The 20,744-nt window shown below is 38.9% G+C and carries 15 protein-coding genes and 1 tRNA gene; 8 read left to right on the top strand and 8 right to left on the bottom strand.

All coding sequences use genetic code 11. The features are described 5' to 3' along the window. Positions 1-25 precede the first annotated feature (25 nt). Complete coding sequence (locus OQX62_RS04670) at positions 26-1,195, top strand: ABC transporter substrate-binding protein (RefSeq protein ID WP_265830249.1); 1,170 nt, start codon at positions 26-28, stop codon at positions 1,193-1,195. On the opposite strand, the gene OQX62_RS04675 is transcribed toward OQX62_RS04670, so the two are convergent. From OQX62_RS04675 to yiaA, 4 genes are all read right to left on the bottom strand, one after another. Continuing rightward, positions 1,188-2,519: a cobyrinate a,c-diamide synthase gene (locus tag OQX62_RS04675; RefSeq protein ID WP_265830250.1), complete on the bottom strand. Its 1,332-nt coding sequence runs from the start codon at positions 2,517-2,519 to the stop codon at positions 1,188-1,190. The genes OQX62_RS04670 and OQX62_RS04675 overlap by 8 nt on opposite strands. Before the next feature lie 90 nt (positions 2,520-2,609). Continuing rightward, on the bottom strand, positions 2,610-4,817 hold the full coding sequence (locus OQX62_RS04680) for an SEL1-like repeat protein (protein WP_265830251.1): 2,208 nt from the start codon (positions 4,815-4,817) through the stop codon (positions 2,610-2,612). A 171-nt stretch (positions 4,818-4,988) separates the two neighbouring features. Then, positions 4,989-5,060: transfer RNA gene (locus OQX62_RS04685), tRNA-Arg, on the bottom strand. A 171-nt stretch (positions 5,061-5,231) separates the two neighbouring features. After that, positions 5,232-5,648, bottom strand: a complete 417-nt coding sequence (yiaA, locus tag OQX62_RS04690; RefSeq protein ID WP_265830252.1) for an inner membrane protein YiaA — start codon at positions 5,646-5,648, stop codon at positions 5,232-5,234. A gap of 165 nt (positions 5,649-5,813) precedes the next feature. Between yiaA and OQX62_RS04695 the strand changes: the two genes are divergently transcribed. Then, the gene (locus OQX62_RS04695) at positions 5,814-6,827 is read left to right on the top strand and encodes an alpha/beta hydrolase (RefSeq protein ID WP_265830253.1); all 1,014 of its coding nucleotides are present in this window, start codon (positions 5,814-5,816) and stop codon (positions 6,825-6,827) included. On the opposite strand, the gene OQX62_RS04700 is transcribed toward OQX62_RS04695, so the two are convergent. The 3 genes from OQX62_RS04700 to OQX62_RS04710 form a co-directional block, all read right to left on the bottom strand. After that, positions 6,828-7,397: a hypothetical protein gene (locus tag OQX62_RS04700; protein ID WP_265830254.1), complete on the bottom strand. Its 570-nt coding sequence runs from the start codon at positions 7,395-7,397 to the stop codon at positions 6,828-6,830. 116 nt (positions 7,398-7,513) lie between these two features. Further along, positions 7,514-10,357 carry a lantibiotic dehydratase gene (locus tag OQX62_RS04705; protein WP_265830255.1) on the bottom strand — a complete coding sequence of 948 codons (2,844 nt, stop codon included), beginning with the start codon at positions 10,355-10,357 and terminating at the stop codon, positions 7,514-7,516. Between the two features lie 61 nt (positions 10,358-10,418). Further along, positions 10,419-11,141, bottom strand: coding sequence for a sensor histidine kinase (locus OQX62_RS04710; protein WP_265830256.1), 723 nt, complete (start codon positions 11,139-11,141; stop codon positions 10,419-10,421). Between the two features lie 413 nt (positions 11,142-11,554). Between OQX62_RS04710 and OQX62_RS04715 the strand changes: the two genes are divergently transcribed. Then, positions 11,555-11,716: a hypothetical protein gene (locus OQX62_RS04715; RefSeq protein ID WP_265830257.1), complete on the top strand. Its 162-nt coding sequence runs from the start codon at positions 11,555-11,557 to the stop codon at positions 11,714-11,716. Position 11,717: 1 nt separating this feature from the next. Here OQX62_RS04715 and OQX62_RS04720 read toward each other — a convergent pair whose 3' ends face one another. Then, entirely contained in the window at positions 11,718-12,437 is a 720-nt protein-coding gene (locus tag OQX62_RS04720; RefSeq protein WP_265830258.1) for a LytR/AlgR family response regulator transcription factor, read from the bottom strand. 205 nt (positions 12,438-12,642) lie between these two features. Between OQX62_RS04720 and OQX62_RS04725 the strand changes: the two genes are divergently transcribed. The 5 genes from OQX62_RS04725 to OQX62_RS04745 all read left to right on the top strand — a co-directional run bounded on the left by OQX62_RS04725 (position 12,643) and on the right by OQX62_RS04745 (position 20,733). Next, positions 12,643-13,230 carry a TetR/AcrR family transcriptional regulator gene (locus OQX62_RS04725; RefSeq protein WP_265830259.1) on the top strand — a complete coding sequence of 196 codons (588 nt, stop codon included), beginning with the start codon at positions 12,643-12,645 and terminating at the stop codon, positions 13,228-13,230. A gap of 154 nt (positions 13,231-13,384) precedes the next feature. Further along, on the top strand, positions 13,385-14,758 hold the full coding sequence (gene mgtE / locus OQX62_RS04730) for a magnesium transporter (protein ID WP_265830260.1): 1,374 nt from the start codon (positions 13,385-13,387) through the stop codon (positions 14,756-14,758). 289 nt (positions 14,759-15,047) lie between these two features. After that, the gene (locus OQX62_RS04735; RefSeq protein ID WP_265830261.1) at positions 15,048-15,638 is read left to right on the top strand and encodes an RNA polymerase sigma factor; all 591 of its coding nucleotides are present in this window, start codon (positions 15,048-15,050) and stop codon (positions 15,636-15,638) included. 85 nt (positions 15,639-15,723) lie between these two features. Then, the gene (locus OQX62_RS04740) at positions 15,724-16,974 is read left to right on the top strand and encodes a FecR family protein (protein WP_265830262.1); all 1,251 of its coding nucleotides are present in this window, start codon (positions 15,724-15,726) and stop codon (positions 16,972-16,974) included. Positions 16,975-17,166: 192 nt separating this feature from the next. Beyond that, positions 17,167-20,733, top strand: coding sequence for a SusC/RagA family TonB-linked outer membrane protein (locus OQX62_RS04745; RefSeq protein WP_265830263.1), 3,567 nt, complete (start codon positions 17,167-17,169; stop codon positions 20,731-20,733). The last annotated feature ends 11 nt before the right edge of the window (positions 20,734-20,744 follow it).

Genomic DNA, 20,744 nt, shown 5'->3' on the forward strand with positions numbered 1-20,744 from the left:
CATTCATTAAGAAGGTATTTGGCACATGATCACGAGAAAGGCAATTTTTATTTGTAGCGTATGGACTGGTATTCTTTTCCTGGCGGCTTGTCAGCCCGATCTGTATTCAAGCCGCAATCCGATACATCAGCTGGCAGAATTACCCGTTCGTAAAGCCGATTTAAAATATGCCAAAGGTTTCAGCATAACTTATTATAAGACATTCAAGCAGGTAAATGTTTATAATTATGAAGGCAAAAGAATAGATACTGCGCAATATCTTTTGATTAAAAGAGGTTCCCCTATTCCAGATGGCTTTCCAAAAGCACAGGTGATCGAAATACCAGTCAGGTCAATCATTGGCATGTCGTCCATGCATGTGGCATTGATAAATTTTGCCGATGCAGATGGCATTTTAACCGGATTAGGAAATTTGAAATATGCCAGTTCAGTTAAAGTGAGGAAATATATCAAAGCCGGTAAAATAAAAGAGGTAGGACAGGAGACAAACCTGAACAATGAGATGGTGCTTACGATGCACCCGGATGTACTGATGGCCGTAGGAAATGTCAGTTCAAAGATTAACCGCTTTAAAATACTTACAGATGCGGGTATTCCCGTGATCCAAAATTCGGAATACCTGGAGAGCACACCGTTGGGACGTGCTGAATGGGTAAAACTGATGGCTGCATTGGTGGATAAAGAAGGCTTGGTGAACAAAAAGTTTGATGCCATAGTGCTGGAGTACAACAAACTGGTTCAGCTCGCTAAAAAAGCTATAGGTAAACCAAGGGTGATCACCACCATGCCAGTGAAAGGCACCTGGTATGTGCCTGAAGGAAACAGTTACCTGTCGCATTTTCTCCAGGATGCAGGTGGTACCATTAAATGGGCGGATACAAAAGGGATTGGTACCTTGCCACTCTCCTTTGAGCTGGTGGCGCCGGAAGCATTGAAAGCAGATTTCTGGTTAAACATAGGTTATGTGAACAGCAAAGCAGAAATGACTGCCAGGGATAAGCGCTTTGCAGATTTCGGACCCTTTAAAAATGGGAATGTATACAATTATAACAAGAAGATAAATGATGCGGGTGCAAATGATTATTGGGAATCTGGCGCTGTTAATCCACAAATCGTTTTATCCGACCTGATTAAAATACTTCATCCGGAGCTGCTGCCTCACCATCAGCTGGTCTATTATCAACAACTTAAGTAAACAATAGCTTTTCAATAGCCCCGATGTCATTTCCGAAATAAAAGTGAAAGTAACTGGCTAATATATTATTTGTATGGTATACAGGTAGCTGAAGTAATTCGTTCCTTGCATTCCATACTTTTATATTCGTATTTACCTCAGGTATTTCAGTGAACTGTGAATAATGAAATTCATGTCCTTTTAATGTTATACCTTCAATACTTATCTTTTTATAACCTATAGATAACTTTTTGTGTTGCATGCTTGTAGAGAAAGCTAAAATTCCGGTCATTGTATAGGCATTACCCTGATGATCAGCTATTGATTTTCCTAAATACATCATGCCCCCGCATTCCGCCAGGATTTTGCCTCCATTACTGTAATAAGTGAAAAGCTGGTCTTTGATCATTTGATTCCGCGACAGGGCTTCCAGATGTAATTCGGGATAACCGCCAGGGAAGTAGATCAGATCTGCCACAGGAAGTATTTCATCTTTCAACGGGCTAAAATACCTGATGGTTCCAAGTGCAGATAATGCCTTGATATTCTCTGCATAAGTGAAGTTAAAGGCTGCGTCTTTTGCAATTAATATTGTTTTCAACTTGCCTTGTTTATCAGGTTGCTTATTTAAACTTACTGAGACCGGTAAATTGCTGTTCACAAATGGAGCAGCAGTGATCCGCATCAACTCTTCCAGGTTGATGTATTTTTTAATATGCACAGCTGCCAGTTCAATTGCACTTTCCAAATCAATTCCCTCTTCTGTTTTTAAACCCAGATGTCTGGACGGAATTTGTATAGCGGAATTGTTTGGCAGGTAGCCCAATGCAGTAATTCCAACATCCTCCGCAGCTGCTTTCAACAGCAGGTAATGCGATTCATGATCTACGAAATTGAATATTACACCAGCGATATGGATATCCTTGCACAGCGTTTTGAAACCTAATAAAAGTGCTGCCACTGAATAAGCCATTGCTTTGGCATTCACTATCAGAACGATGGGAATGTTAAGTAAACGGGCTATATCAGCACTGCTGCCTTCCATTTTGACGGCACCATCAAATAGACCCATTACACCCTCAGTTACCAATACATCGGCGGACTCACCATAAGCCTGATATAATTCCCTGATGTGTATGTCATCCATCATAAAACGGTCGAGGTTAATGCTCTGTTTTCCTGACGCAATGCTGTGCAGTTTGGGATCAAGATAGTCAGGGCCACATTTGAAGGGCTGAACGTTTAACTCTTTATCTTTTAAGGCCCGTAATATGCCAAGTGTAACCGTTGTTTTGCCGGCTCCGCTATGCGGGGCTGCAATTAAGAATTGGGGTTTTGTGCGCATGTTGCTGATGACATATCCAAAATTTTGTTTATTCTTTTTTCGGGTCCTAAAACTAATGGTAAAGTTTGGTCAGTTCCCTTCGTTTACAGATTAGTCAGAAGTCAAACCATCCTTTCTTTCCACCAAAAGTTCTTCAGGTATCGTTAGTTCGGCTATTCTTGCTTCGTTTAAGTGCTGCTCTGCTTTTTTTTCGTCCATGAATCCATTTTCGTTCCTGTAAATCCTTGCAAGTTCAAGATGTGCATGCAGGTATGCACGACCTAAGGCAATTTCGAAGCATTCTATTGCCTTTTCAACGTTCTTATCCGTGCCTAGTCCGTTTGCGTATAAAATACCAAGGTTATAAGCAGAAACGTCGTTACCCTGATCTATGGCAAGCTGATAGAATTGCACTGCCTTTTCATCATCGCCTCTTGCATCGTAAAGATAGCCCAGCCAGTTGTATTTAGGCTCGCCCAGGTCCGCTCCTCTATGGTAATATTCCAGCGCCTGATCAGGATTAAAAATGGGCAGATCCTCATCCGAATAAAGATCACCGAGATTATTATTTGCCAGTGCCGATTGCGTTTCAGCAGCCTTACTTAGCCAATGTACTGCCATTTCCAGGTCTGAATTACAACCGACTCCAAATTTATAACACATGCCCAGTCCGTTCATAGCATCCTTATTAGCTAATAATGCACCTTTCTGATACCAGTAGAAAGCTTTAGCATCATCCTCAAAATCCTTGTAATTATAATAGATAAATGCCAGATTGTTCATTGCATAAGTATAACCTCTTTTCGCAGCGATAGTATAGTAGTATATCGCTGTAGCGTAATCCTGATGATCGTAGGCTGACAGTCCTTGTTCGTATAAGGAGTGTACATCGCTCAACTCCTCCTGGATCTCCCTGTCATTCATTTTCTGCGCCTTACCATAAACTAATAATCTTTTTCTGCATTGATAGTCAAAATAGTAAGCATAATCTTCACCTGCATATTTCAGTGCAATCTCCTTGCTGATTGGTTGTATATCCGTTTCATTAACCATATACACCTCCTCACCCCTGAAAGCCAATGCAAAAGAGCCCTCATCAAAAGGTTTCGATACCACAAGGTCAAATCCGCTGCCGAGCAGTGTTCCATCTTTTTTATATATGGAATAAAAATTCTGGCCTTTGTGTGGTTTGATTAATAACAGTCCCTGCTCCAGGTTTTCAATTGACCGAAGTGAAAATTCACCCAAGTATTTGAAGTCCGCATTAAAAATCTTTTGATTCTTTTTACCGCTGATCTCAATATGGTAGAAACCGTAGCTGGCCTGTATTTCATTGGAATGTTCAAAGTCCATCATCACAGTGCCAGACTTGTTTATCACTCCCCAAAGGCCATCCATATTCGCACTGAAATAATCTCCTTCTCCACCTTCAAATGCTCCGAGTTCATCGAACTTAAACTGGCTCAGAGGCTTACCCTTTATATCAATCAGTCCCATCTTTCCTTCGGACACAACTACAGCGATACCCGAATATTCGAAATCAAAAGCATCATCCCATATTAATGGTAATACTATCCTGCCACTGGTATTTACATAGCCATATTTCCCATCTTTCGAAACCACTGCAAGGTCTTGCGGACCGAAGCTAAAGAATTCATCAAATTGCGGAATGAGTAATATCCTGCCATCTTTGCCCTTTAATCCCCAAAGTTCATTTTCCTGGAATATTTCGTATACTAGTTCTTCTTCAAATGGCACATCAATACAACTCCAGCCGTAGGCATAATCTTCATAGTTTAATAGATCATCAAACGAATTAAATGCGGCATTGACATCTTTGAGCGCTTTGTAGTCCAGTAAGCCAATGTCGCCCTTTTTCATTGCATTGGTAATAACGAGGTTATTGTGTGCTATGCCAGCCAGCCACGCTTTCGCCTGTTCAGCATGATGCGTATCCTCCATGTTAAATATATCCCACATGTCAAGATGGAAGTAACCGCGGTGTAACCCTTCTAAATATTTGAACAATTTATCCCTGGATGATTTAAAATATTCCATATTTTTAATGAGGCCGGGCTGGGCTTCCAGAAAATTATAAAACTGCTTCAGGTTTTCAATTCCTGGTGCGGCATCATAATACAAACCAGCGTCGTTACATTCGATGTGGTTGTTGTAAGTGTTGCCTGAAATGAAGCCTCCACTGATCAGCAGTGGCTGAAGCATCAGCGGCATTTCGTATTTCCATTCCATTATCATCGTATCGCTATCATCAGCAATTGATGGAGTATTTAAATTGTATAAATAAGCACGGTGTGACAAATCAGTGTGGATTAAATGATGACTAGAATTTATTGCGTTATAGCGAATAGTATGCCATTGATGGAAAATTTTTACTTTAGTTGAATCCGTAAAGAAAGGTAATAATCTGAATATCAATAGAATGGATGAAAAAAGAGGGAATCTCATTACTGAAATTCCCTCTTTCTAAAGTGCTCCCGAAGGGATTCGAACCCCCATCGTTGGTACCGGAAACCAAAATTCTATCCATTGAACTACGGAAGCAGGGTTGCAAATATATAAATCTGAGTGGTTATTATTGAATTTTCAGACAAAATAACGGTAGATTAAACCTAATTATTTCATTCATGAGACTGAAAAGAGGAATAAATACCCGAATAAGAATCCGAGCTCTTAGCTGTGACTTCCTGTTCAGGTATTTACCTTATTCAAAGATTAGTCATTAAGCGAGTTTGGGTTTTTATTTTCCGTATCAATGCTATCACGTGTGTTTTTCTGAACAGCAATAGCAGCGAAAAGTGACATTAAAAACGCCATTGCATAAAATCCTTTCTCACTTAATGCAAGCGTAGCATTCCATAGTCCAACTGTAAGCAAAACAATAGACAGGATGGTACAGAACCAGGCAATCCCATAATAGATATTTGTTACCGGAATTCCTTCCAGACGGTCACGCACACATTTTTGTACTGAGATCGCTGCAAAAACACCGAAAATAAGAATGGTAAAATAATACCCTTTCTCATTCAGCTGCATTGTTGCATTGAAAAGGCCGATATTGTAAGCGGCAAATCCTGCCATTAAAGCAATCCAGGATGCTCCTACAAATGCACTTGATGGTTTCTGGTTCATAATTTAGATAGATAAGTGATTGAAAAATTGTTTATTCTTTATTAAGCGCAAAACAAACATAGTTAAATCATTTTAATATTCGAATGGTCATGTCTGCTTAGTGAACAATTTTGGTTCATAAAAACACTATGTTTGAGCATAGCATTTATCTTATAAATATATCACATGCGTTTGTTTAAAAAAATACTCACCGGCCTGGCTGTCCTGATCCTTTTATTGGTCATTGTTTATTTTTGCGGCCCTAAACCAGCAACCCCTGTTTATACTGATCAATTGCCTGTATTGCCAGCTGATCTGGTGCAGGTGGACCAGTATATTCGCAAAAAAGAAAATAACCTGCCGGTAAAAGCTGATAATGAGGCCCGGATCGTATGGTCGGACAGTAGCTCTAAAAAGCAAACGGAAATTGCCATCGTATACCTACATGGATTTACGGCCAGTCAGGGAGAAGGCGATCCTGTACACAGGACATTCGCCCATGCTTTCGGCTGTAATCTTTACCTTTCCCGTTTAGCAGGTCATGGGCTCAAGGGCAAAGATGCCATGCTGGAATTTACACCAGAACATTTATGGGCATCCGCATTGGAAGCTTACGCAATTGGTAAAAAACTGGGTAGGGAAGTGATTATTGTAGGCACTTCAACAGGTGCTGCAGTGGCATTGAGATTAGCTGCTACTTTTCCTGAAATCAAAGGTATTATCCTTTACTCTCCAAATATTGCGATTAATAGTAAATCTGCGTGGCTGATGAATGATCCCTGGGGACTGCAAATTTTAAGGAAAGTAATGGACGGGAAATATTCGAAGGATACCAAAGATACTGATCCTAAACTGCGTCAGTATTTTTACGGCCAGTACCGCTTGGAGGCTTTACCACAGCTTGAAGAGTATATGGAAACCTCAAATACCCATGCTACTTATACTAAAATTAAACAGCCCGTTTTGATGCTCTATTATTATAAAGATGAAACCCATCAGGATGCTACAGTAAAGATTGATGTCATGCTTCAAATGTTTGATCAGTTAGGTACATCAGCTGCACTGAAACGGAAGGTTGCTATACCTAATGCTGGAAATCATGTAATTGCCTGTCCTGCCTTATCTAAAGATGTGCCCGCTGTAACAAGAGAAACATTGCGTTTTGCAAAAGAAATACTGCATATGAAATCTGCTATCTAGTTACTTTTTTCCAAGGTTGCCGGTAATATTCAGCACTTCAAAAGTATAAGTTAGCAGTGACTTGCATCTCTCATAACATTGCAGCGCTTCCCATAATGTTTTAAATTCAGTAGCAGCGAGGTCCTTTTTCAGATCTTTGCAAAAAGAAACTATGCCCTGATCTTTCCAGGGGGTTGTGGTAGAGGAAAGTTCGACCAGCGGAACCGTTTCACCTTTAGTAACTAATGCAGTTTTGAAGCAGTTGATAATATCTTTCATCAGCATAAAAAGCGATTCACTATCTCTGTAAAGATCAGGATGCAAATCATGTGTGTTCATGTTGATAATGTTGGCTTCGAGAATAGTGGCCTGTTTGATGAATGCGAGTCGGATTTTATCAGCGTCAGCGTCGGGGGCATTCAGCTCTGGCTGGAGCATTTTAACCACCCGTAAAGACTCCGCCATTTCATTTCTATCCTCTTCGCTGTCAGTTTTTACAAACCTGGTATGTGCAGCCTGAAATTTTTCGATGGCCTCTACACTCGCCAGCAATATCTGAGCGGCATTCTTATAATTCTTAATGGGTTTCATAAAATCTTTCTAACTAAACCACAATGTTACCACTAGCGTAAAAGTAGGAAATTTGTTTTATTTGGATACTCTTTTTGTTGATTAATTTTATGTATATCAGTATGTTATAATTAAATCTATTTAGCGTTATCTATTTCCATGTTTTTGAGACGACCAATTTTTATTTTCATCATTCTGGCCAGAAAGTGGTAGATCACCAATTCATGCATTCGCTGGTCGCTGCGGAATAATCTATTTACATGCATGTGAAACAGATCAGTTAAAAGCCGGGGTTTTATGCTCATGTTACAGGTGTTTAAAACCTTTATAAAAGCAATGGCAGAGTTTTCCAGTTTCTCTTTTTGTTGAGCTTTCAAAAATGCGATATCATTCCTGTTGGAGAAATCTTTAAAGCGTTGATTGATCATTTTGAATCCTTCCGGTTGTATATTCATCTCCTGCGCGAAGCTGTCAGCTACTTTTTCTGCAGATGACAGACATTCCCGGAGAGAAAATCCAATAGCCCCCCACACCTTTTCAATCAGATAGATGGATAAAGCATATAATTGAAGTACCTGATATTCATTTTTAAGCAGGGTCATGACAAATTCACTGTCAGCATGAAAGCATTTTTCTACACTATCTATTCTGATGCTGCCATACCGGTCATTTTCTCTCCGGTAAGTTTTTATCTGTAAATCCGATATGATTCCGCTCAGTAAATCGGGCTCCATAAATTTCGCTACTGTGCGCATCACCTCATATCCATCGGTATGCTGTTTTAGTTGCATCCTGAACCTGATATGGTTGGTTGGGATATTATAGCGGATAAAAAACCAGCTTCTAATGTCTTTTTTCACCGCATTGATGCAGTTTTTTAAATTATCATGCAGGATAACATTGCTGCGGGAAGGATGGCAATAGATCTCATAGTATAACCATTCACTTCCGGGTAAAAAGACATCGGCGACTGGCTTGCCTGCACTACTTAATGGTTCTTCCGGTTTGATGTCAGAAAAATAAGACTTATATACTTCTTCCTCATGCGTTATACTCACAATAAATTCAGAAAGATAGGGTGCACCTCCTTCATCTGTGATCAATGGTTGTTCAGGAATAAAAGCTTCTTCGATATATAAAGATGTCTTGTTACGGCAGTAAGCCAGAAATGAAGTCATATCTTCCTCAATCAATGGGTTGAAGCATAAAGTCTGATCAGCAGACCCGCATTTAAATAGCTGTTTTATCCCTATCTTTTGCAGCCAATCCGTAGCTGCACTTAAAGGCAGATCTTTCTGAGGAAGGCAAAGTAATTCCGGTACAAGCCATTTAGCGGGTGATAGTACTACCTGTTTGTATTGTATTCTGGGATAGTGGGAAAGTCCGGGTAAAATATGATCTATACTTACCGTTAATGCAGAATGAATATTTTGATGTTGTAAATCTGAAAGGAAGCGGAAGATGGTTAAGTCTGAACGTATATAATTATAGGCCGAAGCGAGCTTTGGGATTATTCTTTTTCCATACTTTACAGAGCGTAGTACCAGTTCTCCATTAATTACAGAAACCATAATGTCGTCCGGATCAATGATATTCCTGCTTTCTGTCCAGGTCAGTAATGGAAGTTCGTAATTATACAGCGATTTTCGCCTGTTCACATTGTCTATATGTTTCTCAGCCTGGTAAGCAATGTCGAAGAAAAGCACACCGGGATTTGCTTTTTCTTCAATTTCTGCGAAGTTACTGCCTAGTTTTTCAATGTCATGGCTGACCATAGAAAACCGTCCAAGCAAAGCATTGGCGGTTACCCCGCCTATTTGTTTGGCTACAATTAGCTCATCAGCATGTTGCATCAGTACGCTAAAAGTATTTGCGACAATGTTTGTCGAACCGTAAGCCTGACCTTTAAATCCCGCTAGTTGTACGATCTCACTGGACATCATCTGATCAATAATATACTTTTGAAGCGCTGAACTTACATGATCTGCGCCTGTATTAGGGATATCCCGGAATTTCTTCAATCCTTGTATCAAACTGTCTTCGTCTTTGTCCTGTTCTAGTGAGATATAGTTAATTCCGACTTCTGGATCAATTGCTGTCAGGAGCGGAACTTCTTTATTTTCGAATTTTGAACGGAACTGGTCCCGGAAATCTGTCAATGACCTACTATTCTTAGCCGGTAGGTGTTTACTTAAAAAATGGACAGTTTCTAAAAGAATTTGCAATTCTTTCTCATTCAGGTACCCCTCTGCTAATTCTCTTTCTGCTATGATATAATCATTCGCCTGAGCTTGTGTATTAAACCCGATGCGACTAAAGTATTCTTGTCCAATTATATTTGGATGCATCTCCGTAAAAAGTAATTGCAGGCTGATCAGCTGTTCAATGAAGTAGTTTGCTGTGGTTTTACCCATCCCTTCGGCATGGAGCAGATCCTTTACTTCCTTGATCGTACGCGGAATATGGCAGAACCGAATCACATTTGCAGCGAGTTCCTGGTTAGTTATTGCAGAGAGTTCAAATGTGCCCTCAACAATATTTACATAACGTAATTCCTCTCCACATACATAGGCAGTGGTGTTGGTTCTAAGATGCTTGGCATTTTTCAGGAGTGAGGATGGATCAAGATTAACATTTTCTTTTTCAGACCAGTCTGCAAAGCGATGGATTACAGCTTCTCTAGCTATTTTTATACCATTAAATGATTCATCTTTCGAGACAGGTATCAGTGAAAAAGCCGCAAATTTACCATAAGGTGTAGCCCTGAATTTTGCCCTGTTGAAATATTTCCATAAGGTGAAGCGGGCTTTTGCGTCTAATAAATTAAGCTGGTTAGCTTCAATATCTTTTATAATTTCAAAAAAGGCAGGTGAAGACTCTTCAATATAAGTTTTAAGATCTTCCCAAACTTCTCCTATTTGCGCTTGAGTGGAAAATACAGGCGTACGGCAAAGTGTTACAGGGCAGATGGTTAATTTCATAAGAGGGCGAAAATTAATTGTGTTTTATGAGTTACACTAAGATATTGATTAATTATCTTTTTTATTTGGGTGGATAATCAATTTTTAGCTCCACTTTATAAATATTTTCATGCAGTTCATGGCTAAATCGATATTGATTTTTATAAAACTGGTCTAGTCGCAGTGAAATATTTTGAATACCTGTTTTGTTACTTTTAACGGAGTTTTTTTCAATCGCCAGATTTGAGGACTCAAACAGTAAATATGCCGGGGTCGATTCGATTTTTATAGAGGCAGAAAACTTTTCATCCCTTAGATTTCCGTGTTTGAAGACGTTCTCTACAAGTGTCAGTAAGATGATGGGTATAGTGGGCGTCTCCGGATCGTGGATTTCCGTGCTATAGTTAAGGTACAAAGTATGGTTGAATCGTAACTGGTTTAATGCTATTAAATTATCTATTTGTTCCAGCTCTCTGCTTAATGGTATCGTACCAGTAGTACTCTCTAATGCAAAACCCATCATTCCTGCCAGTCTCATAATTGCATCATCTGCTTCTGCGGGCCTTTTTCTAATCGCATATCGGATGAAATTCAAGCTGTTAAATAATAAATGAGGATTGATCTGTGCTCTAAGAAAGTCCTGCTCAGCACGAAGAAGGCTATTCTCTAGCTTTTCATTTTCAATGGCCTGTTTTAAAGTGCGTTCCTTCTTCTGGTTATACCGGATGAGGAAGTAGTAGCCGGTGCCGTACAGCATGAAGTAGCTGCCTCTCCAGACAATATTTGCTAAATATATTGAAGTCAAAAATTCGCGAGACAGAATTGAATAGGGGACAGTTTTTTTTAAATAAAAACTGATAAGGATTGTAATAACAGTGTATGCTAATATTTCCAGAATTATAAATAATGGTAATCTCCAAATATTTATAATGGTGTGATGGGAACTTGACCGAAGTACAACTAGAGAATGGAAATAAAATAAAGAGATATTCAGGATATAGAATATAAGATATAATAAAAAGGATTGAAAATGCCTTGTTATTATTCCTATGATTATTATTTCATAAAATATGAAGATAGTCCAACATAGCGAATGTATGAACACAGCTTTTGATATTTTAAATCGTCCTATATATAATAAAGCGGGCATTTAATATAATAAAAGTGCAAATAATTTATTTGAGAGATAATATTGATTGTACCTAAACAACAATCATTATGAAAATCTTAAAAAAAAACATCAAATTAACAAAAGAGACATTATTTGTTTATCAAAAACATGCTACTGGCGGTTTCAGTTATTCTGATCCAACTACTGTTCTTGCACATACAACAAATACTATGTTTCCTCCAACAGTAAATCGTCGTGAGCAAAATTAAGCTATGATCTCAAAGTGTGTTTCTTCAAATATTCAAGGAACACACTTTTATACTTTTCGCCTACCTGATAGTTATTTCCTGTACTCATTCTGGCAATATTTCCATCAACACGTTCCAGGTAATTCACTGAAATAATGATCGACTTATTGATCCTGAAAAATATATCTCTTCCCCTCAACATATCCTCCATTGCTTTCAGGCCTATATAAGTAATTTCATGACCCGTGGTAGTATAAATCATAATATAGTTTAGTAAAGCTTCTATGTAAACAATATTGCTGTATCTTATTTTAATATAACTGCATTTTTGTCCTCCTTTAATAAATAAGAAGTCCTGATCATCTTTTCTTAGCTTGATGATATCCTGATATTTCAGGTCTAATTCTTCGATCTTTTTATTGAATGTGATATAGTTAACTGGTTTGAGCAGATAACCCGCTGCCCTCGCCTCGAAGGCTTCTGGCGCATGATCTCTGTAAGCGGTAACGTAAACCAGGAAATGGCAATAATTATTCAATACAGTAGCAGCATCTATTCCGTTTAAAACTGACATGTCAATATCAGAAAAAACAATATCAATATGATTCACCTGCTGCATGTAGAGAATTGCTTTTTTTGCATCAGGGAAGGTTTGCAGGAGTTCCAGTTTACCCGTTCCTTCAACCAGTTCGCTTAATTCATCAATAGCGTGTGGTTCATCATCAATTATTATACAACTCATTGCCATATCAATGATCATTAAAATTTATAACTCTCATCTAAGATACTTAATACAAGTAGATTAATATAAATAAATTACAGTTATATATAATATTCTACAGACTTTATATAACATTTTTCTCTTCGTAGCTGCTGAAGGATATATTGAGAACATAACTTAAACGAGTAGCATGACCAGGTTACAGTTATTAATAAAATATATAAATATGAAGAATAGAATGCAAACAGAGCGCAAATTGATAGATGCTGTTGACTATATTGTAAAAACTAAGGGACTTGGAGGTCTGGGTGTAAACAAAGTTGCAAAACAGGCGGGGGTGTCTAAAATTCTTATTTATCGCTATTTTGGTAACTTAGAGAAGCTGCTGAGGATATGCGTTAAAGAGAAAGATTTCTGGGAAAACCATCTCGCTGAATCTCCTGTCGTAAACAGTAAGTCGAAATCCTTGCATTTATTGATTAGCGGAATATTGAAGGAACAATTTGGCCATTTCTATAATCATTGCGAAATGGAAGCTAATATCCTGAACAGCATTACTACTGATTCCAAGATTACTAAAAACTTATCTAATAACAGAAAGTATAACGATAATCAGTTACCCTCTGCTGAGGAAATTGTTAATGATTCAGCTGCCTACTATCAGATTGTATCCAAGCTGCTTGTTGCCGGTACTGAAGAGTTATTACTGCAGTCTATGCAAAAAAGAGTAGGAGGGAATAAAGTACATACCATTCTACAAAAAGACGATTTATTACGTTCTATGGAACGAATATTGCACATCGCATTTAACTAGTTTTATTTTCGGTTGGCGTTTATATAATTTGCTGCGGATTCAATTCTTAATAGAATGATCATATTATTTTTATCCTTCCCTAGGGAGTTTTAAAAATAAAATGTCATTTTTGCAACCTTGATAAAACAGTAGGGCATGTAAATAAACGCTATATATGGAAGAGCAGGTTGTAGAAGAGGTGGTAGAACTAATTGAACGTAATGACAACGGTCAGTTAAAGGTCTTTCTGGACGATCTGAATATTTCTGACGTTGAACATCTGATTGATGAACTTCCACAATATGCGGTTAAATTTATTGATACACTGTCTATAAAAAGGGCAGTTAATGTTTTCAGGATTCTGGATTTTCCTACTCAGGAAAAAATAATTAAAAAATTGGATGGTGAAAAGCTTGCTGAGCTGATTAACCTGCTTCCGCCAGATGACAGGACTTCATTGTTCTCTGAACTTAAAGGAGATGCCGTTAAAAAACTAATTATCTTATTGCCAGCTAAAGACAGGGTGGAAGCCTTATCCTTATTGGGATATAAAGAAGATAGTGTCGGAAGGTTGATGACGCCGGATTATGTCGCGGTTAAAAAAGACTGGACTGTAAAGAGAGTGTTGGAGCATATCAGGAGATATGGTAAAGACTCGGAAACCATCGATGTGATTTATGTGATCGATGAAGACGGAATCCTTTTGGATGATATCCGGATCAGGGAAATTCTCCTTGCAAACCCTGAAGTTCCTATCGTAGAATTGACGGATAACCGTTCTATTGCATTGAATGCAAATGATCCACAGGAAGAAGCCATTAATGTTTTCAGGATGAATAACAGGGTTGCTTTACCGGTTACAGATAATAATGGCGTATTACTGGGGATTGTTACAGTAGATGATATTCTTTGGATAGCCAATGAAGAGTATACGGAAGATATGCACAAGATAGGGGGTACCCAGGCGCTGGATGAGCCTTATCTGGATATGCCTATTTTCGGACTATTCAAAAAACGTATTGGCTGGCTGGTTGTACTTTTCCTGGGAGAAATGTTAACCGCCACAGCAATGGCTCATTTCGAAGCAGATATTGCGAAAGCCGTAATTCTGGCCATGTTTGTGCCTTTGATTATCTCCAGTGGAGGTAATAGTGGTTCCCAGGCTTCTACGCTGATCATTCAGGCGATGGCATTGGGAGAAATCACTATCGGCGACTGGTGGCGGGTGATGCGCAGAGAAATCATCTCAGGTTTGATGCTTGGATTGGTACTAGGTAGCATAGGTTTTCTAAGGATATTTACCTGGACATTATTTTCTGACATATATGGGCCACATTGGGCACTGATTGGCTTAACTGTAGGTGTTGCGCTGGTCGGAGTCGTACTATGGGGGTCATTAGCCGGCTCTATGTTGCCGCTATTGTTAAAGAAACTTGGCGCCGATCCGGCTACATCATCAGCACCTTTTGTGGCTACTTTAGTCGACGTGACCGGATTGATCATTTACTTTTCTGTAGCGGTAATGTTTTTGACTGGTGTGTTATTATAATCAATTTAATAATGCATCCCAAACGGCGGTTTTTATCTAACGTTCTTTTGACGTTCTTCTAACCTTATTTTAAGGTTTTCCGATCGAACAGAATATAAACGATTTAAATCTGGTCATGCTTCAGTTGTCGGGCAGTTTTTTTCGCCGCCGCATATGATTTAGGAGAAAACCTATTCTCTACATCATTGGTATACTTTCTAACATAATTTTTATATTGCAGTACATTTTCAGGGTCTGAGGATGTGTCAGATTAAAATGTCAGAAAAGGATTATTACAACAATTTATTGAATGTTAAGCGGTCGAACTGAAAAAGACACCCTTTTAGCATTAAAAGCGGGAGACGAATCTGCTTTTCGTGAAATTTTCGATCAGAATTTCCGGAAGTTATATGCCTTCTCTTTTCGCCTCCTTAAAAATAAAGAGCAGGCTGAAGAGGTTGTGAATGATACGCTGATGAACGTATGGACCAACAGAGAGCGATTAAATGCAGATTTTCCTGTTGCTCCTTACTTATATACCATTAGCCGGCGACTCGCTTTAAATGCACTGCGACAAATTGCAACTTCTCAAAAGGCAATAGATCAACTTTGGTTAAGTATGCAAAATGCGAGTAATGATACAGAAGAATCCGTTTTGTTGAGCGATTTGCAACGTTTTACCGAATCTGCGCTGGTAACATTGCCTCCTCAACAGCAAATAGTATTCAGATTGAGCAGATTCGAAGGTTTAAATTATGATGAAATAGCTGACAGGCTCAATATTTCCAGAAATACGGTGAAAAATCATCTTGTTGCGGCGCTTAAAACTTTAAAAACACACTTTAATCAGTCGGATGTAACCTATTTTATCCTGCTTTCTATGTCATTGCTGAAAAAATAACATATTTATTTTCATATCGACTAGTCCTAAATCTATTTTGCTGTGTAATGCATATATAAACCCATTGTAAAGGGAATATTAATACATGGCAAATCAACAACAATTAACGGCATTGCTCCAGAAATTTGCAGATGATAATATCAGCAAAGAGGAATATACAGCATTGATCAGCTATTTCAATCTGACCGGAAATGACGAAGAGGTTTTGGCAGCGATGGATCAGATCTGGAAAAATACTACAGCCGAAGTATGGCATACTGAGGAAGAGGCAGATCATTTTTATCAGAAATTAATTCATCATCAGGAATTTAATACAACAGATTATCCAGCACCTACTAGAAAATTATGGTATTGTATTGTTGTAGCAGCAGCAGTATTGGTCACACTTTCTGCAGGATTGTATTTTTATACCGATAGGGAGTTGGCACCGGCCTCAGAGCGCTTTGCTCAGCATGATCTCAGACCTGGAGGTAATCGTGCTATTTTAACATTGTCTGATGGTCGGACAATAGACTTAAGTGATGCCGGAAATGGGGAACTGGCGAAAGAATCAGGAATCTCAGTGACCAAAACTAAAACCGGACAATTGGTGTATACGGTAAATGGTACTGGGAAAAATGGCGCTCAAACTAAGAGTAATGCAAATGCATATAATACAATTACTACACCGAGGGGGGGGGAGTATAAAGTAAACCTGCCTGATGGAACGACAGTGTGGATGAATGCGGCTTCGTCCTTAAAATTTCCTGTTCAGTTTAATGGTCAACAAAGAAAGGTTAATTTGAATGGTGAGGCGTATTTTGAAGTCGCAAAAATGATGACTAAACAAGTTATCAAAGGTAAACAAGTTACCGCACGGCTGCCCTTTATCGTAGAAACAGAAAAACAAGACGTACAGGTATTAGGTACGCATTTCAATGTGAATGCCTATGCTGAAGAAGCGGCGACGAAGACCACATTATTAGAAGGAGCTATTAGCGTTTCTTTACGCAGTACGCCGAACAATATTCATTCTGAAACTTATGAGCTGCGGCCAGGTCAGCAGGCGACTTTAAACGGTAGCAGTATTAAAGTAGTGGCGGCAGACATGGAAGAAGCAATGGCGTGGAAAAATGGACTTTTCATGTTCAGCGGTCAGGATTTAGAAGGTATTATGAAACAGGTAGAGCGCTGGTACGATGTAGATGTTGTATTCAGTGACAATAGTCTAAAAACACAGACCTTCAAAGGTACAATTTCCCGCTTTAAAAAGATCTCCCAGTTACTGGAAGTATTAGAATCAACAGGCTCAGTTCACTTTACAATGGAAGGAAGGAGGATAATGGCTATGAAATAACCTTTACATAGACAAAGATGAACAGGAGTAAAAAACCGGGAATGCTGCAAACATCCCCGGCCATAATTCAGTGTTCAGATGAGACATATTCACACATCAACAAATAACCACTAAACAACAAATGTAATGAAATTTAAGGATCTAGTCCGGTCCGGGTATTCCGCCTGGGTAAATAATTCAATAGTTCGTGTTATGAAAATAATGGTACTAATTATGACCACCTTTTTGTTGCAGGTCAGCGCAGCAGGTTTTGCACAAAAGTTAACTTTCACCAGGCAAAACGCTTCATTGAAAGAATTGTTTACAGAAATCAGAAAACAGACAGGATATAATGTATTCTGGCAGGAAGGCAAAGTAAACGATGCGATGAAAGTCAATGTTTCGTTTAAAGACGCTCCTCTGGATGATGTTTTAAAGAAGACGCTATCGGGGCACGAGCTAAGTTATAAAATCGTGAACCAGACTGTGGTAGTTACTAAAAAAGAAAAGAGTTTCCTGGAGACAGTGAGCGATTATCTCGCCTCCATCAATGTGGAAGGTAAAATCGTAGATGCATCTACAAACCTGCCAATACCCAAAGTTTCTGTAACACTTAAAGGTTCTACACGGTCAGTGGTAGCAGATGAGAGAGGTAATTTCAGGTTTAACAGTTTACCAGATGAAGGTACACTGATCTTTTCAAGCATCGGCTTCGTTACTCAGGAAGTGAAAGTCAGAGAGAGTATGGAAGTGAGAATGGTAATGGCTACTCAGTTATTAGAAGATGTAACTGTTTCAACGGGATACCAATCGGTAAAAAAGTCATCTACCACAGGATCATTTAGTGTGCTTACAGCTAAAGACATTGAGAGTACGCCGAGCGTAAATTTAATGGAACGTATTGAGGGTAAAATACCAGGTGTACAGGTGGATATTAGAAAAAATACTATTCAGATCAGGGGCGTGAGTTCTTATAATGCGCAACCTCCACTGGTTGTTATTGATGGTTTTCCTTCCATCAACCAGGATCTGACCTCTATTAGTAGTGGACTTGTAGATGGGAATGTAACCTATAAAAATCAGCCTTCTACAACGGGAAATGCTATTATAAGTTCTTTCAATCCAGCGGATATTGAAAGTATTACTTTTTTGAAAGATGCTGCGGCATCTGCTATCTGGGGTGCTAAAGCAGCGAATGGAGTAATTGTAATCACCACCAAACGTGGTAAAAAGGGACCTTCAGAGCTGAATTTCAGTGCAACTTTGGGCGTATCTGCACCTGGCAATTTTTCTAACCTCAATACGATGTCTAACGAGGAATATATTGACCTGGAACGTGAATTGGTAGATAAGGGATTTATTCAGGATCCGGTTGCCAATCTAATTGCTTCACCATTGAACGGTTATAGAACTGCGCCTATTACTGAGGCGCAGGAATGGATGTTCAAAGCAAAGAGAAATCCTATATATGCCGGACAGAGAGACTCTGCCCTAAATGTTCTTGCCAACCGTTCCAACAGAGATCAGTTAAAGGATTACTTATTGCAAAATGCTGTTACACAGCAGTATAATCTTTCTTTTTCTGGTGGTACAGATAATACTTCTTATTATGTGTCAGGGAATTACACGAAAGATCAGCCTGTTTTTAAAAGCAATTTGGGCGAGAAATACTCAGTTCTCTCCAATATGACAAATACCTTTTTGAATAAGCGGATTACGTTAAGTACCGGAATCAACTATTCCTATTCAAAAAGTCAGGTGAATAGTGCTGCATTGCAGGCTTTAAGTCTGAGTACCTTCGGGCTGTTACCTTATGAAATGCTGGTAGATGCAAATGGCAACAGGATACAGAAGGGGATCACTTTAACAACGAGAACGTCTGATAGTCTTACAAGGATAAAAAACCTGATGCCATGGACATACAATGCTATTGATGAACTCGATTATAACAATACTGTAAATACGGGTAATGCTGTTAGGATAAATGCAGCTTTGGATGGTAATGTTACTGACTGGTTGAAATTGAGTGTTTCCGGACAAATTCAGAAAACTATCGATGACCAGATTAACCTGAAGAACGAGAATAGCTTTTTTACACGTGACCTGATCAATATAGGAACAAACCCCTTAAATACGACTCTTTATGGAACGCGTTATGGGTTTCCTAAAGGCGGCATACATAATAATGCAAGAATAAACCGGGATGATTATGCGCTGCGCGGACAATTGTCGGTAAATAAAAATTGGGGAACAGATCATCATTTTGATATGATCGCTGGTACTGAAATTCGTCAGGAAAAAGCAAATGGATCAACACGAACGCTGTATGGCTACAATGAAGAGCTTTCTTCTTCTATCAATGTAAATACAGTAGGAGCCGCTGGCAGGTATACAAATATTTACGGGCAGACAGGGATCATTCCTAATCCGAATAATACTATTTCACGGTCGGCTAGAAGATATCTTTCTTATTATTCTACCGCAACTTATGCTTTTAAGGATAAATATTATGTTACCGGAAGCGCAAGGTTTGATGATGTTAACATATTAGGTGCAAGTAGAAAAGCTAGAGCTACTCCATTATGGTCGGCCGGTTTACGTTGGGATATCAAAAAGGAAAGCTTTATGGATCAGCTGACCTGGATTGATGCATTGAGCTTACGGGGATCTTATGGTAGATCCGGAAATAATCCTTTGCAATCTGCAAATGTTTCCACAGTTTCCGTTGGTTCAACAGATGGATATACACAGCTGCCATACTCAACAATAGGGTATCCTGTAAACCAGGATATTGGATGGGAAATTACTAATATGCTGAATGTTGGTCTGGATGCAGCATTGATGAATAGCAGGTTGAATTTAAGTGTTGATATCTACAATAAACGTACTACAGATTTATTAATGTCATTGCCAATCAATTCTGCATATGGCTGGACGACGCTTTCATACAATGCTGGTACATTGTCTGGAAATGGGGTTGATCTGAATATGATAGGCTACCTTATGCGCGAGAAAGACTGGGGATGGGACGCAAACTTTAATTTCTCTTATAATAATAATAAGATCACAGAAAGCCGTGTTATTCCACTTAATTCAACAGGCGTGAGACTTACGCCAGGTTATTCGGTAGATCAATTATTTGTATACCGTTGGGCGGGATTAGATAATACAGGAAAGTCGCAGATCTATGCTGCCGATGGGAGTATCCTCAAATCAAATAATAACAATATCGTTATTGATGATATCGTAAGTGCAGGCAGAACCATCGCCCCATATTTTGGTGGTTTTGGAACATCTGTGAGATATAAAAGTTTAAGTATTTCGGCGAGGGCAAGTTATAACTTAGGTCATAAATTCCTGATTCAGAAAATAGATCCGAGTCTTTATCCAACAGGTGGTAGCTACGGGGGGTTGATTGGTAATAATAAAGCATTGGTTAACCGCTGGAGACAACCAGGTGATGAAGCCTTTACTGATATTCCTGGATTAACAGGTGTAGATATAAATACAGTAAATCGTTATATGTATTCAGACCTGAATGTGAGAAATGCCGGGACAATCCGACTGCAGCAGATAACCTTAAGTTACAGAGTGCCAAAAACCATGCTGAAGAATACACCTTTTATTAAAGCTGTAAATATAGGGGCAACGGTAAGTAATCTTGGCCTGCTTTGGACAGCTAATAAAGAAGGGGTTGACCCGAGTTACCAGATGACAGACAAGTTCACCAATTTACCTCCAACGCGTAACTATGTATTTAATTTAAATCTATCTCTTTAATTGTAAACATC

The sequence above is a fragment of the Pedobacter sp. MR2016-24 genome, from assembly GCF_026239655.1.
In the GTDB taxonomy this organism is placed as follows: domain Bacteria; phylum Bacteroidota; class Bacteroidia; order Sphingobacteriales; family Sphingobacteriaceae; genus Pedobacter.

What these genes read in the sequence shown, in the direction of transcription:
- OQX62_RS04670 (WP_265830249.1), top strand. Translation starts at nt 26, where the DNA reads ATGATCACGAGAAAGGCAATTTTTATTTGTAGCGTATGGACTGGTATT.
- OQX62_RS04700 (WP_265830254.1), bottom strand. Translation starts at nt 7,397, where the DNA reads ATGAAACCCATTAAGAATTATAAGAATGCCGCTCAGATATTGCTGGCG.
- OQX62_RS04695 (WP_265830253.1), top strand. Translation starts at nt 5,814, where the DNA reads ATGCGTTTGTTTAAAAAAATACTCACCGGCCTGGCTGTCCTGATCCTT.
- yiaA (WP_265830252.1), bottom strand. Translation starts at nt 5,648, where the DNA reads ATGAACCAGAAACCATCAAGTGCATTTGTAGGAGCATCCTGGATTGCT.
- mgtE (WP_265830260.1), top strand. Translation starts at nt 13,385, where the DNA reads ATGGAAGAGCAGGTTGTAGAAGAGGTGGTAGAACTAATTGAACGTAAT.
- OQX62_RS04725 (WP_265830259.1), top strand. Translation starts at nt 12,643, where the DNA reads ATGAAGAATAGAATGCAAACAGAGCGCAAATTGATAGATGCTGTTGAC.
- OQX62_RS04740 (WP_265830262.1), top strand. Translation starts at nt 15,724, where the DNA reads ATGGCAAATCAACAACAATTAACGGCATTGCTCCAGAAATTTGCAGAT.
- OQX62_RS04675 (WP_265830250.1), bottom strand. Translation starts at nt 2,519, where the DNA reads ATGCGCACAAAACCCCAATTCTTAATTGCAGCCCCGCATAGCGGAGCC.
- OQX62_RS04705 (WP_265830255.1), bottom strand. Translation starts at nt 10,357, where the DNA reads ATGAAATTAACCATCTGCCCTGTAACACTTTGCCGTACGCCTGTATTT.
- OQX62_RS04745 (WP_265830263.1), top strand. Translation starts at nt 17,167, where the DNA reads ATGAAAATAATGGTACTAATTATGACCACCTTTTTGTTGCAGGTCAGC.
- OQX62_RS04720 (WP_265830258.1), bottom strand. Translation starts at nt 12,437, where the DNA reads ATGAGTTGTATAATAATTGATGATGAACCACACGCTATTGATGAATTA.
- OQX62_RS04715 (WP_265830257.1), top strand. Translation starts at nt 11,555, where the DNA reads ATGAAAATCTTAAAAAAAAACATCAAATTAACAAAAGAGACATTATTT.
- OQX62_RS04735 (WP_265830261.1), top strand. Translation starts at nt 15,048, where the DNA reads ATGTTAAGCGGTCGAACTGAAAAAGACACCCTTTTAGCATTAAAAGCG.